General features: G+C 41.7%; 15 protein-coding genes and 1 riboswitch. Of the genes, 1 reads left to right on the top strand and 14 read right to left on the bottom strand.

Translation table 11 applies throughout. From position 1 onward, the window contains the following. Nucleotides 1-77: 77 nt before the first annotated feature. From AC1DOK_RS01330 to AC1DOK_RS01310, 5 genes are all read right to left on the bottom strand, one after another. Entirely contained in the window at nucleotides 78-800 is a 723-nt protein-coding gene (locus AC1DOK_RS01330) for a pseudouridine synthase (RefSeq protein ID WP_477552417.1), read from the bottom strand. Between the two features lie 36 nt (nucleotides 801-836). Then, a complete protein-coding gene (locus AC1DOK_RS01325; protein WP_477552416.1) occupies nucleotides 837-1,175 on the bottom strand; it encodes a hypothetical protein in 339 nt (112 codons plus the stop codon). Nucleotides 1,176-1,244: 69 nt separating this feature from the next. Continuing rightward, nucleotides 1,245-1,733 (bottom strand): spore maturation protein, encoded by a 489-nt coding sequence (locus AC1DOK_RS01320; RefSeq protein WP_477552670.1) that lies wholly within the window; start codon nucleotides 1,731-1,733, stop codon nucleotides 1,245-1,247. Between the two features lie 51 nt (nucleotides 1,734-1,784). Continuing rightward, the gene (locus tag AC1DOK_RS01315) at nucleotides 1,785-2,390 is read right to left on the bottom strand and encodes a nucleoside recognition domain-containing protein (protein WP_477552415.1); all 606 of its coding nucleotides are present in this window, start codon (nucleotides 2,388-2,390) and stop codon (nucleotides 1,785-1,787) included. Between the two features lie 26 nt (nucleotides 2,391-2,416). Further along, on the bottom strand, nucleotides 2,417-3,496 hold the full coding sequence (locus AC1DOK_RS01310; protein ID WP_477552414.1) for a D-alanyl-D-alanine carboxypeptidase family protein: 1,080 nt from the start codon (nucleotides 3,494-3,496) through the stop codon (nucleotides 2,417-2,419). 256 nt (nucleotides 3,497-3,752) lie between these two features. Here AC1DOK_RS01310 and AC1DOK_RS01305 point away from each other — a divergent pair, with 256 nt between their 5' ends. Then, a complete protein-coding gene (locus AC1DOK_RS01305; RefSeq protein WP_477552413.1) occupies nucleotides 3,753-5,081 on the top strand; it encodes an ArsB/NhaD family transporter in 1,329 nt (442 codons plus the stop codon). Nucleotides 5,082-5,164: 83 nt separating this feature from the next. Here the strand turns inward: AC1DOK_RS01305 and ytfJ are convergent, their stop codons facing one another. The 9 genes from ytfJ to ribD form a co-directional block, all read right to left on the bottom strand. Beyond that, nucleotides 5,165-5,596 (bottom strand): GerW family sporulation protein, encoded by a 432-nt coding sequence (gene ytfJ / locus AC1DOK_RS01300; RefSeq protein WP_477552669.1) that lies wholly within the window; start codon nucleotides 5,594-5,596, stop codon nucleotides 5,165-5,167. A gap of 105 nt (nucleotides 5,597-5,701) precedes the next feature. Further along, nucleotides 5,702-6,385 carry a DUF2953 domain-containing protein gene (locus tag AC1DOK_RS01295; protein ID WP_477552412.1) on the bottom strand — a complete coding sequence of 228 codons (684 nt, stop codon included), beginning with the start codon at nucleotides 6,383-6,385 and terminating at the stop codon, nucleotides 5,702-5,704. A 99-nt stretch (nucleotides 6,386-6,484) separates the two neighbouring features. Beyond that, complete coding sequence (scpB, locus tag AC1DOK_RS01290) at nucleotides 6,485-7,093, bottom strand: SMC-Scp complex subunit ScpB (RefSeq protein WP_477552411.1); 609 nt, start codon at nucleotides 7,091-7,093, stop codon at nucleotides 6,485-6,487. Continuing rightward, nucleotides 7,062-7,838 carry a segregation and condensation protein A gene (locus AC1DOK_RS01285; protein WP_477552410.1) on the bottom strand — a complete coding sequence of 259 codons (777 nt, stop codon included), beginning with the start codon at nucleotides 7,836-7,838 and terminating at the stop codon, nucleotides 7,062-7,064. The genes scpB and AC1DOK_RS01285 overlap by 32 nt, the downstream gene beginning before the upstream one ends. A 30-nt stretch (nucleotides 7,839-7,868) precedes the next feature. Beyond that, entirely contained in the window at nucleotides 7,869-8,570 is a 702-nt protein-coding gene (locus tag AC1DOK_RS01280) for a site-2 protease family protein (protein WP_477552409.1), read from the bottom strand. Next, nucleotides 8,570-9,040: a 6,7-dimethyl-8-ribityllumazine synthase gene (gene ribH / locus AC1DOK_RS01275; protein WP_477552408.1), complete on the bottom strand. Its 471-nt coding sequence runs from the start codon at nucleotides 9,038-9,040 to the stop codon at nucleotides 8,570-8,572. Before ribH ends, AC1DOK_RS01280 begins: the two co-directional genes overlap by 1 nt. A gap of 89 nt (nucleotides 9,041-9,129) precedes the next feature. Continuing rightward, nucleotides 9,130-10,338 carry a bifunctional 3,4-dihydroxy-2-butanone-4-phosphate synthase/GTP cyclohydrolase II gene (locus tag AC1DOK_RS01270; RefSeq protein ID WP_477552407.1) on the bottom strand — a complete coding sequence of 403 codons (1,209 nt, stop codon included), beginning with the start codon at nucleotides 10,336-10,338 and terminating at the stop codon, nucleotides 9,130-9,132. A gap of 118 nt (nucleotides 10,339-10,456) precedes the next feature. Then, a complete protein-coding gene (gene ribE, locus AC1DOK_RS01265) occupies nucleotides 10,457-11,149 on the bottom strand; it encodes a riboflavin synthase (protein ID WP_477552406.1) in 693 nt (230 codons plus the stop codon). A 100-nt stretch (nucleotides 11,150-11,249) separates the two neighbouring features. Further along, the gene (gene ribD / locus AC1DOK_RS01260) at nucleotides 11,250-12,368 is read right to left on the bottom strand and encodes a bifunctional diaminohydroxyphosphoribosylaminopyrimidine deaminase/5-amino-6-(5-phosphoribosylamino)uracil reductase RibD (protein ID WP_477552405.1); all 1,119 of its coding nucleotides are present in this window, start codon (nucleotides 12,366-12,368) and stop codon (nucleotides 11,250-11,252) included. Nucleotides 12,369-12,629: 261 nt separating this feature from the next. Further along, nucleotides 12,630-12,876, bottom strand: a riboswitch (FMN riboswitch). Nucleotides 12,877-12,940: the final 64 nt, after the last annotated feature.

Genomic DNA, 12,940 nt, shown 5'->3' with positions numbered 1-12,940 from the left:
GATTATAACGAAGTTTCCTGACATATCTCTAAACAACTTTTGAAATTTATGTGTCCTTAGAATAATTATCGAATAGCTTAGCGAACAGCTTCATCCTGTAATTCTTTAACTTCCTTAGGCGATAACAGTCTAAATTTACCCCGCGGTAGCCCATTTAACAATAAAGCGCCGAATTTAACACGTTTAAGTTTTTGGACTGGATAAGAAACTGCTTCAAACATTCGTCTTACTTGACGGTTACGGCCTTCATGAATTGTGATCGAAATAATAGACTGCTTACCCTCTAGATCTACGTCTACATATTCGACATCTGCCGGAGAGGTAATACCATCATCAAGCAATACGCCCTCACGAAGCTTGTCCAAGACAGAACCATGGGGAACACCCTTTACGGTTGCATGATATGTCTTAGGTACATGGTGCTTCGGATGCGTTAGTAAATGAGCAAATTCTCCATCATTCGTAAGAAGTAATAAGCCCTCTGTATCGTAATCAAGGCGTCCTACTGGATATACCCGCTCTGTAATTCCTTTCAAGTAGCTTGTCACTACTCTGCGTCCTTCCGGATCATTAGCAGATGTAATTACACCCTTAGGTTTATTGAAAATAATATATATTTTCTTCTCGCTTCCGATTGAGCGACCATCAACGGTAATAACATCCGTATTAGGATCGACCTTCACGCCAAGCGTTGTAACTGTCTCTTCATTCACTTGCACCCTACCTGCCACAATAATTTCTTCACATTTTCTACGTGATGCGACGCCGGCTGCTGCCATGACTTTCTGTAATCGTTCCATTGTTGATTCTCCTCAATATTTTGTACAAGCTCAAACTCAATGATAACCATCTGTAGATGAAATCACAAGTTCATTCCAAGGAAAATGTTCGCCTGGACAAGTATCTGAGTGTGCAAAGACATCATTAATCGTTAATTCGAAAACACGAAATAATCGCAGGAGCAGTTTTTGAAAAATAAACAACTGCTCGCGATTATCGTTCAAACTCGTATTTAGGGAGTTAAAATCCCCTTCTAAGCATATATGCAAGCTGCCAGCTTCAAATGGCTCAGTTGAAGCTATAACGGATCCTTCTTGCATGATCATATAATCATATCCTCTTCCATTTATCGAAGGACATGCTGAATGATGGACAATAATTCGCGTATACTGCATACAGTTCACCTCTTCTTGGTTGTCTGTAGCAGTATATGAGATTAGAGCTAAATTAGATTAGACGAAAGATCACATAAAGACAAGAAAACAGATAATAATGGAAGCAACAAAACCAACAAAATCAGATATGAGTCCTACTTTGAGTGCATATTTTGCCTTGCGAATGCCAACTGCACCAAAATAGACTGTAATTACATACAACGTTGTATCTGTACTACCTTGAATAGTTGCGGCGATACGCCCAATCATGGAATCAGGGCCAAACTGCTGAATCAAGTCAGTTGTAAAAGCAAGCGATCCCGCCCCACTTATGGGTCGCAAAATACCTAATGGCAATATTTCTGTAGGGACACCGATGCTCTCTAACATAGGCCTCAGCCATCCGGTGAGCAGCTCCATCGCACCAGAAGCACGAAATACAGATATTGCGACCATCATACCAACGAGATGTGGAATTATTCGAATGGCAGTATCAAACCCATCTTTAGCCCCTTCTACGAACGACTCGTACACGGGTACTTTACGATATGCTGCGTATAAAGGAATCGAAACAACCATAATCGGTATTGCCCAAGCTGAGATTAACGATATAATTGCATACACCAAGCATCATCCTTTCGAAACAGGTAGAGGTGGATGTTTCTCTCTACCTCGGTACCATCGATCAACCACAATGGCTACGGTAGTTGAAATCATTGTTGCCATTAAAGTTGTTCCAACAATTTCTGCCGGATTCATTGAGCCATATGTCATGCGGATGGCAATAAGAGTAGTCGGTACTAAAGTAACGGATGAAGTATTTAGTGCAAGTAGGGTACACATAGCAGCGGTCGGCGAATCTTTATTAGGATTAAGCTTCTGTAATTCCTGCATCGCCCGAATTCCCATCGGTGTTGCTGCATTCCCGAGACCTAAGATATTAGCACTCATATTCGTCATGATGTAGCCAATAGCAGGGTGATCCTTCGGCACTGATGGGAATAAGAAACGGATAAGCGGTCTAATCAGTCTAGCAATCTTACGAAGAATCCCCGCATCTTCAGCGATCCGCATAATCCCAAGCCAAAAGACGAGTATCGATATTAATCCAAAGCAAACTGTCACTCCGCTTTCTGCACCTTTGAACATCGCTTGGGTTGCTGCATCAATATTCCCTTGAACCCCTGCAACAATGAACCCTACCGCGATAAAAAATAACCAAATCAAATTCACCATAAATTGCTCCTCCTTTCATGAAACAATCAATTTAATGTAAACATAGAGTCCAAGGACTGATTAAGAGCATGTATTAGCCTTTGACCCCATGACTGCGACTGTGTTAAGGCTTGTTTAGTTGTGTCCTTAGCATAAAGTGGAATCGAACCAATTGTTCGTCCCTTTAATTGAAATTCAAGTTCTCCTCTTATCCCAAGCCGATAATCTGTAGAATCATCATAATTTACAACAACTTGTTCGACTAAATGAGATTTCTCTTCAGGTGTTAGTGGATAAAGAAATGATTGTCCGGCAATTAAATCCTGTTCACCAACTTGATCACCTTGCTGCATAACCATTTGTAAAGGGAATGACTCGAATCCGTAATTAAGCAATTTGGTATGATCAATCCAATCATCTGAATCATTTAAGGTAACAACTGCAAGCTGCTGATTGCCTCTAGTAGCTGATGAGATTAAGCAACGTTTAGCTAGCTTGGTGTATCCCGTCTTGACACCATCAGCTCCCTCATACAAAGAGAGCATTTTATTCTTGTTCGTCCACACATAATCCCATGTTTCATTCGGATTTGGTACACGCTTCACTTTCGTTCTTACAATCTCCCGAAAAGTTGGGTTCTGCAGGGCATATGCCGTAAGCTTGGCCATATCATTGGCAGACGCTGTATTTCCAGCACCCTCGTCAAGGCCAGTTGGATTGGAAAAAAGAGTGTGTTCCATACCGATTAAACTAGCTTTCGTATTCATGAGATAGACAAAGCCTTCCACACTGCCACCAACATGCTCAGCTATCGCGGTAGCTCCATCATTACCAGATCGAAGCATGAGACCATATAACATATGATTGAGGCTCATCGTTTCACCTAGTCTAAGATATAAAGAAGATCCTTCTTTACCCGCTGCTTGCTTATTCACCTTCACTTCATCGCTAAGTTTGCCATTCTCTATAGCCACGATCGCGGTCATAATTTTGGTGAGAGAGGCAATTCGCATAGGCTTATCCCCTTGTTTGCTATACAAAATACGCCCAGAAGCGACGTCAACCAGAGCTGCGCCTTGAGCCTGAATCCGAACTCCAACCTCTGCAGCCCACAACTGCGAAGGCATTGCTAATAAACAGACACACATAAGCAGGAAACATCCATATCTCAATCTGCGTAACATATCCTGTATCCACTCCAATCAAAGGGTTGTCTATCTCATGTATATGCTTGTATCATAGAATTAACTTCAACTTTTTTTCATTTCCTATATTTACAGAATTGAGAAATTTAGCTATAATACTATTTCAAGTGAATATTGGGAAATATACGGAGGAGCCTGCACACCAAGGCTTCTTTTTGCATTTTTTTGGCTTTCCCAAATGAAGGAGATGGAGTATATGGATCAAACATGGGTTGCACTGATCATTTTTTTAGTAACCTACGCGATTATCATTTCAGAGAAAATTAACCGCGCTGTAATCGCTTTATGTGGTGCCGGCTTGATGGTTATACTGGGTATCCTGGATATACATACTGTGTATACCAAATACATCGAATGGAATACGATTGTATTACTAATTGGAATGATGATTCTAGTCGGAATTACGAATAAAACAGGGGTGTTCCAATTTGTCGCCATTCGTGCAGCAAAGTTCAGTAAAGGACATCCGCTGAAAATCCTCGTTTTGCTATCATTAATGACTGCACTTGGTTCCGCATTACTGGATAATGTTACAACCGTGCTGCTAGTTGTACCTGTTACATTCTCGATTACACGTATTCTCGGTGTAAATCCAGTACCGTTCTTAATTTCCGAGATTATCGCTTCAAATATTGGTGGAACTGCAACCTTAATCGGTGACCCGCCGAATATTATGATTGGTTCTGCAAACCCACACTTAACATTTAATGCATTCCTAACAAATCTAGCCCCGATAGCAGTTATTATTATGGGTGTCACCACGTACTTATTGTATCTCATTTATCGTAAACAGCTTAAGCCAGATCCAGCTAAGCAAGCAGAGTTAATGAAGCTGGATGAGAGAGATTACATCAAGAATCGCACACTTATGGTTAAATCATTAATTGTTCTAGGTTTAACGCTTGTAGGATTTATGCTTCACTCCGTCATTCATGTTGAAGCTGCAGTGATTGCTTTATTCGGAGCTACATTACTGATGCTAATTGGTCTTAAAACAGAGCATGACATCGAAGAATCCCTCGGCTCAGTTGAGTGGACAACGATCTTCTTCTTCGGTGGGTTATTCGCTTTAGTTGGGGGCTTACAAGAGGTAGGTATTATCAAAAGTTTAGCGGGTAAAATGCTCGATATTACCAATGGTGATATCAGTATGGCAGCAACCCTAATTCTATGGGTATCTGGTTTCGCTTCTGCAACCATTGATAATATCCCTTTCGTTGCAACCATGATTCCAATGATTAAAGATATGGCTGAAGGAATGAACTTAGCTGTCGATTCAGTGGAGATCAACACACTATGGTGGGCACTTGCAATGGGAGCTTGCCTAGGTGGTAACGGTACTATTCTTGGCGCTTCAGCTAACGTGATTGTAGCAGGAATGGCCGCAAAAGAAGGTAAAGGCTTCTCCTATTGGGAGTTCCTCAAGGTCGGGGCACCGATTACACTTGTTTCATTAGCTCTTGCTTATGGATACTTATACTTCCGATACCTCATTTTCTTACCATAAAGTTAAACCAAACATACCCCCAAGCTCTTCCAGAATGATCCTGGATAGATTTGGGGGTATGTATGTTAGTAACCTTAATCCATTTATTGTAGGGAATTATTAGACGTACAGTTTGAGCTGTTGTTACCTTGAGTTATCGACGATTGAATATTCTCAACTAAAGTCGGAATTAATTCAATCAATTTTTCAACTACATGTGCACTGCGGTCCATTGAAAGCAGATTAACGCCCTGACTTCCAACTACTAAGAAAGCAATAGGTGTAATACTTAATCCGCCACCACTACCGCCACCGAACGGATAAGAATCCCCTTGTCCCTCTTTGGAACCCGGATTCCCCGTCACTGTAAATTCACTACCACCTGCTGCAAATCCAACACCAATTTTAGAAATAGGCATAATAACGGAACCATCGGGTGTTTCAACTGGATCACCGACAATTGTATTCACATCTATCATGCCTTTAATATTTTCCATTGCTGTCTTCATCAAGCCTTGAATCGGATGCTCGGACAATGACATAGTTTAAACCTCCTCTAAGTAAGAACATTTATTCACTTTGTTAATTAGTTTGTCCTCATTTCAATCCATTTATGTATGGAGTCTTAAGGTCCATTCAATTTACATTTTCTTAAGTAAGACGCTTTTCCAAACTTGAAAGCCTTTAGGTACCTTCATAATTCGGATGAGTAAGCCTATCAAAGCGGACAATAAATGAATAATCCTTACTCTACACGTAAATTGAATTTCAGTAGAGAAATCCCAAGTATTGTATTGAGGCATGACAGACATCTGTGGAATATTTCCTTTCATTTGCACAAAATGAATCCCGTAACCAACAAGCATCGATTTCAATGCATAGGCAATGCCAACCATACTAGCGGTTACAGGTGCGTCATTAAGACCAATTCTTGTATTCCACCGAAAAGAAGTACACTCAATTCTTCCAAGAGTTTGCTTGATCCAGCTACCCAATTGAATTGTATTCATTTGCAACTGTTTAAATTTATTTAAATAATTCTTAATAACTCTTTTGTTCACCTGATTCGATGATGCTTGCGTTTCTTCATTCGCATTCTCATTAATTTGTTCTTTCTTAAAAATGACTCCCTTACCCCAATTAGCCAATTTTAGCGTAGGGATATCAATTCGAATTTTAATAATCCCCCATAGAGCTTTAAATTCGACCATTACTTGATCATCTTTACCATCTCGCTTTGCAACCATTTTAGTTTCGATAAATGTCCAGGTTAGAGCAAATAATACACAAACAAGCAGTAAGAAGCACCATAAAAATAACGTCATAACTAACCTCCGGTGAACCTAAAGTGGCGTACCAACAAAAAAACTCCGATTGGAAGGTTTTTCTTCCATCAGAGTTAGTATAACAAGCTTTTTATAGGATCATACCTTACTTACCACATCTTCAAATGTCATTTGCTGATTATCCAATTTCTCAAATAACATCCTTGTCTCTTCTTCAAGATCAATTTGACCTTCAATCACAGCAGAATCAGGCAGTTCAGCTAATGATTTGAGACCAAAATATTCAAGAAATTGCTTGGATGTACCATACAGAATCGGTCTACCAACCGCTTCAGCACGACCAATTTCCTTAATCAGATCTTTACCCACTAGTGTCTGCAAAGCACGTTCAGACTTTACTCCGCGTATTTCTTCAATGTCAATCCGAGTTAGTGGCTGCTTGTACGCAATAATTGATAATGTCTCTAGAGCTGCTTGAGACAATGTAGACCTAGTAGGAGAATGGGCAAGCTTCTCAAAAATAGGGGCATGTGCTGGTAATGTCGTCAATTGATAGGCTCCTGCGACTTCAACAATTTGAACCCCTCGACGACCTTGCAATAACTCCTTTTTGAGATCTAGAACGAGCTCTGATGCCAAATGTACATCAATCTCAAGTACCTCTGCAATGGCTTTGGCATCGAGGCCTTCATCTCCGCTAACGAATAACATCCCTTCAATAGCTGACTTCATTTCCCGTAATTTCAACCGCGTATCCCTCCCCTCGCGTCATAATTACGATTTCGTCAAATGTCTGGAATTGATAACATATAACGACATTCCGTTTCATTAACTCTAACAAGGCTAAGAAAGTAACAACAATCTCTTCCCGTGTTAACTCATAATCAAATAGCTTGGAAAAAAGCAGCTTACTACTTTCTTCTAGCTTCGCTATAATTTCAGTCATCCTATCCTTAACAGATATCTCATCGCGACGAATTCTAGCAACGCTAGTTCGCCTCGTCAATCTTCGAAGTGATCGTTGAAAAGCAAGTAATAAATCATTAACATCCAGTCCTTGAACAGGATTCTCTTGCTTACGAGGTAAGAAAGGAGCTAAATCCTCAGGTTCTCTTGTGAAAACTAGGCTACGTTCAACCTCTTTTTCTCGAAGAACATCTGCAATAGACTTGTATTTTCGATACTCGAGCAACTTCTGAACAAGCTCCATCCGAGGATCGAGTTCTTCATCATATAAACCTTCTTCAATCTCAATAACAGGAGGTTTAGGTAATAGCATTTTACTTTTGATAGAGAGCAGAGTGGCCGCCATAACAAGAAATTCACTTGCTACATCAAGCTCAAGCTCGTGCATAGCTTGTACATATTCTAGGTATTGATCCGTAATTTCTTTTATCGGAATATTGTAGATATCAACCTCAGATTTATCAATAAGATGAAGCAATAGATCAAGGGGTCCTTCAAATACATCTAGCTTATATTGTACTTTCATTGAAGTCCCCCCCTCCTATTTTCTTGAAAATTAAATTCCAACTATAATCGATATCCATCGTTCTAGAATAACATAAATTTGGCCTAGGAGCCAACGTCCAAGTGGAACCACCATAAGAAAAATCACGAAGCATAAACCGATTATTTCCCATAGAGAAAAACGCCGACCTATACCTGATTTCTCCTGCCCAGCGGCATTCTCATTCGCACGATTAATAGAGTTATAAGGTTCAAGGCCTAAGAAAGAGCGAAGTGCATACCATCCCCCTAGTGGGTATAGCGGAATCAAGTGAAGGAAAGCATACATTAAGTTCACAATCATACTAAATTGCACGAATTGAGACCAGAACTGCCCCATCGTAGAGACATCGATACCACTCGTCAGGATCATGCGATGAATAAACCAGAACAACACACCTATCAGTAAATTCGCTAGTGCTGGAGCAAGCCAAACAATAACTGAACTTAATCGCGAAGATTTCTTGAATCTCCGCGGATCTATCGGCATTGATTTAGTAAAGCCATAAGGACCGAACAAGACCATTGCCAGCCCCAAAGGAGTGATATGTACAGCAGGATTGAAAGACAATCTCCCTTGTTCACGAGCTGTTCGATCACCTAGCAGGCTTGTTGTGTACGCGGACACGCTGTTATACAGAGTGGACGCCAGTAGAAATGCGAGCACTCTGTACAGTAACGTATCTAATTGTAAATAAGATGCGATTTCTATCATTATGATGAGAATTGTTTGCTTAGGTTAGCCATCTCAATCGCTGTTGTTGCAGCTTCCCAGCCCTTATTACCAGCTTTAGTACCAGCACGTTCGATCGCTTGCTCAATCGAATCAACAGTCAATACTCCGAAAATGGTAGGTACACCCGATTGTAAAGAAATAGCAGCCACTCCTTTAGTAACTTCATTCGATACATATTCAAAATGTGGTGTAGACCCACGAATAACCGCTCCTAGGGTAATAACAGCATCATATTTATTGCTTGTGGCCATCTTATTCGCAATGAATGGAATTTCGAATGCTCCTGGTACCCAAGCTACTTCCACTTCATCATCTTGCACGCCATGACGTTTAAGTGCATCAAGCGCTCCTGATAATAGCTTACCTGTAATAAATTCGTTAAACCGACCAGCAACGATTCCATATTTTAATCCACTTGATACTAAATGACCTTCATACATTTTTGGCATAATCGAAACACTCCTTCTGCTGTCTTTTGTTGAGAATGATAGTTCTTGTTACAATGATAGGGTATATTAGACATGTTTTTGTTAAAACATTAATCCTCAAATTGAAGCATATGTCCAAGCTTGCTTTTTTTGGTGCGCAAGTAACGTTCATTATTATCATTCTCTTGCATTTGGATAGGAACCCGTTCAACTACTTCGAGTCCATAGCCTTCAAGCCCTTTGATTTTGCGAGGGTTATTCGTTAACAATCGTATTTTACGTACACCAAGGTCTTTGAGAATTTGTGCCCCGATTCCGTAATTGCGTAGATCGGGAGCAAACCCAAGTTTTAAATTCGCTTCAACTGTATCTAATCCCTGCTCTTGCAATACATAAGCTTTCAATTTATTAATTAAGCCAATCCCTCGGCCTTCTTGTCTCATATATAAGAGAATTCCACAGCCTTCTTCTTCGATCTGTTGCAGTGCTGCTTCAAGCTGCGGACCACAGTCACATCGATGGGAATGAAATACATCTCCAGTTAAACATTCTGAATGTACACGGACAAGAGTGGGTATATTCGGATCAATCGTACCCTTCACAAGCGCGATGTGTTCTTGTTTATCCACTCGGTTCGAGTATACGCTCGCTTTAAATTCACCAAAATCAGTTGGAAGCTTAATTTCGGCTTCGCGCTGCACCAAGTTTTCCTTGAGGTTACGATACTGAATTAAGGCTTGAATGGTAATGATCTTCAGCTCATGCTTATCCGCAATTTTCATCAAATCAGGTACGCGTGCCATTGTACCATCCTCTTTGATCACTTCGCAAATAACACCCGCAGGATATGACCCACACATTCTTGCTAAATCAACTGCAGCTTCAGTATGACCAGCTCGGCGTAGCACGCCACCCTTCTTAGCAATGAGCGGGAATATATGCCCTGGCCGGCGGTAGTGTGATGACTTCGCCCTAGATGAAGTAATCGATTGAATCGTATGTGAACGTTCAAAAGCCGAAATACCTGTCGTTGTTTCTACATGGTCAATTGAAACCGTAAATGCCGTTTGATGATTATCCGTATTACGAGCAACCATAGGTGCTAAGTCTAGTTCCTGTGCACGCTCCTCAGTTATTGGCAAGCATACAAGACCACGACCCTCTCTGATCATAAAGTTAATGACCTCTGGAGTCGCTTTCTCCGCAAGCGCAATAAAATCCCCTTCGTTCTCACGATCCTCATCATCTACAACGATAACAACCTTACCTAACATTAGATCATAAATGGCATCTTCTATTGAATCGAATTTCTCTTTCATCTTGATAAACCCCTCCTATAGGTGATGTGGATATCTTGTTGAGTAAGCTGCGTGGACGGATTGTCCTTACGATCGCTATGCAACGCATATGGTCCTATCAATAGCTGCACAGACCAATTTACATAAATCCATTATCGACTAAGAAGCTTTCTGTTAATGAACTCATGCGTCCACTCTCTGCAGTTTTACTACTGTTCCTGGGATTTCCTATTCCGTTCAACTGCCCAAATAGCAGTCTTTCAATATATTTCCCAAGAATATCGCACTCAACATTTATTGTATCTCCTGGCTTCTTAAAATGAAGAACAGTTTCAGCAAGAGTGTGAGGAATTATGGATACAATGAACTCTTCATCTAATACATCTACAATTGTAAGTGAAATTCCATCCACTGTTATCGAACCACCACGCATCATATATTTCATGTGATCGGTGTGCTCGGGCTTGAAATGGAACACAACTGCATTCTCTTCAACCATACGAGATTTTAGCTTTGCAGTGCAATCCACATGCCCTTGTACGATATGTCCTCCAAATCGCCCACCAGCTAACATTGCTCGCTCCAAGTTAACAGGCATCCCAGCTCTTAGCTCACTTAAATTCGTTTTGCGATACGTCTCGGGCATGACATCGACTGTAAATGTAGTTGTCTCAAAAGCAGTTACGGTTAGGCAGACCCCGTTAACAGCTATGGAGTCACCTAGCTTTACATCGTTCAGAATCGTTCGTGCTGAAATGGTAAGCAGCATCGCCTGACCACTTCTACTTACGCGATTCATTGTGCCTACTTCTTCAATAATACCTGTGAACATCTGACACCTCCTTTCAATGAAATAGAAAAGCGTAGTATTGGCCAATATCGTGCAAAAACCCAGCCGTTTACGTTGCCATAGATTATGGATAATCTAAAGGTTAATCTAAAGCAGCCTTATATCTAGGATAACCAATTAGGCAAATATCGCTGCCAAATTGCTCAACACGCAAGCGATCCAGTTCAATCGCATCAGACATTCGTTCAAAACCTTCAAAAGCGAAGTTCGACGGGGCGCTCGAGCCGCCCCCAATAATCTTAGGCGCGTAGAACAGCGCCATCTTGTCAATCAGGCGCCGCTCGAGCATGGCGCCTGCAAGACCTCCGCCTCCTTCTAGCAGAATGGAGGCGATGTCTCGCTTGCCCAGCTCGCTGAGGGCAAGCGGTAGATCTACGTGCGGGCCATCGCCGCACGTTAGCACCTCAACGCCGAGCGCTTCAAGCTCGGCGCGGCACGTGGCTGACGATCCTGTGGTCGTCAGCACGATGGTGCGCTGCTGGGCCGTGCCTTGCAGCGCGCGAGCTGACGGCGGGACGCGCAGCGCGCCGTCTACGATGATCCGTACCGGTTGCAGAGCCGGTACGGATAGCCTTGTGCTCAGCTGCGGATCGTCAGCGAGCACAGTTTCTGCGCCAGCCATAATGCCTACATGCTGATGCCTCAGCATGTGGACATAGGCGCGCGAAGCTTCTCCGGTGATCCACTTGGAATCACCTGTTTTGGAAGCGATATGACCATCCAGTGTCGAAGCAAGCTTTAGTGTTACCCATGGCATACCTGTAACGATAAACTTGTTAAATACCTCGTTCATCGCTATGGCTTCTTCCTCCAGAATGCCTACATCAACTTGAATCCCTGCATCAAGCAGCTTCTTTATTCCTGAACCTGCTACTAAAGGGTTAGGATCTAGTGCTCCAACGACAACTCGTTTGACTTTCTGATTGATAAGTCTATCGCTACAAGGTGGTGTCTTACCGTAATGTGAACATGGCTCAAGCGTGACATAGGCTATACATCCTTCTGCTTTATTTCCTGCCATATGTAATGCATTCACCTCTGCATGTGCTTCCCCTCTTTGTAGATGGGCACCCATACCAATAATTCGGCCATCCTTCACTAACACGCACCCAACGACAGGATTGATCCCTGTTTGCCCCGTAGCGCTCTTAGCCAAATCTAGCGCAAGTCGCATATAGTACGTATCGCTGAGTAACTCCATTCATCACACCTCCTGATCATCAAGAAGCAGCTTTCCCATCTGTTTCGTTGAACACAAATAAACCCCGTCCATATAGGAACGGGGCTTTGAGAAAATGTCAAGTGCAATGAGGCGACCATGAATCACAAAATAACATCATGAAGATGAGTAGATTTAACTTGTCATGACCTTATAGGTATGACAAATAAAACCACCTTTGTTACTTTATGAGCATGTGAATAAAAGAACAACTTAAATTAAAAGTTGCTTTCCGTCTATGCAGCTCTCCTTCTCCCATCCAGACTATACTGTCGGTTCTGGTCTTGCACCAGATCAGCCATGGAGAATACAAAAATCTCGCGTTCTCCACAGGTCACGGACTTAGCTTAGAAAAAAACAACCCTGATTTTTAGAGTGTTGTTTCCACTGTCATAAAGTTAATTGATTCGTTCTTTATAACATAGAAAGTAAAAAATACTTTCTAGGCATCACCGTCGGTCGGGAATTTCACCCTGCCCCGAAGGATTGTATGAAATTAGTAATGCAGAATTAATTCATAAGGGGGCAATACCACCCGTATGAATTTAATTCGT

It is taken from the genome of Paenibacillus sp. P5_B5, from assembly GCF_056400365.1.
This window is presented reverse-complemented; position numbering and strand designations above follow the sequence as displayed.

Excerpts from the sequence above, each read along its gene's own strand:
- ribD (WP_477552405.1), bottom strand. The coding sequence starts at position 12,368 with ATGGAGTTACTCAGCGATACGTACTATATGCGACTTGCGCTAGATTTG.
- AC1DOK_RS01315 (WP_477552415.1), bottom strand. The coding sequence starts at position 2,390 with ATGGTGAATTTGATTTGGTTATTTTTTATCGCGGTAGGGTTCATTGTT.
- AC1DOK_RS01325 (WP_477552416.1), bottom strand. The coding sequence starts at position 1,175 with ATGCAGTATACGCGAATTATTGTCCATCATTCAGCATGTCCTTCGATA.
- AC1DOK_RS01285 (WP_477552410.1), bottom strand. The coding sequence starts at position 7,838 with ATGAAAGTACAATATAAGCTAGATGTATTTGAAGGACCCCTTGATCTA.
- AC1DOK_RS01305 (WP_477552413.1), top strand. The coding sequence starts at position 3,753 with ATGAAGGAGATGGAGTATATGGATCAAACATGGGTTGCACTGATCATT.
- AC1DOK_RS01320 (WP_477552670.1), bottom strand. The coding sequence starts at position 1,733 with ATGGTTGTTTCGATTCCTTTATACGCAGCATATCGTAAAGTACCCGTG.
- ribE (WP_477552406.1), bottom strand. The coding sequence starts at position 11,149 with ATGTTCACAGGTATTATTGAAGAAGTAGGCACAATGAATCGCGTAAGT.
- AC1DOK_RS01280 (WP_477552409.1), bottom strand. The coding sequence starts at position 8,570 with ATGATAGAAATCGCATCTTATTTACAATTAGATACGTTACTGTACAGA.
- AC1DOK_RS01330 (WP_477552417.1), bottom strand. The coding sequence starts at position 800 with ATGGAACGATTACAGAAAGTCATGGCAGCAGCCGGCGTCGCATCACGT.
- AC1DOK_RS01310 (WP_477552414.1), bottom strand. The coding sequence starts at position 3,496 with ATGCCTTCGCAGTTGTGGGCTGCAGAGGTTGGAGTTCGGATTCAGGCT.
- ribH (WP_477552408.1), bottom strand. The coding sequence starts at position 9,040 with ATGCCAAAAATGTATGAAGGTCATTTAGTATCAAGTGGATTAAAATAT.
- AC1DOK_RS01295 (WP_477552412.1), bottom strand. The coding sequence starts at position 6,385 with ATGACGTTATTTTTATGGTGCTTCTTACTGCTTGTTTGTGTATTATTT.
- AC1DOK_RS01270 (WP_477552407.1), bottom strand. The coding sequence starts at position 10,338 with ATGAAAGAGAAATTCGATTCAATAGAAGATGCCATTTATGATCTAATG.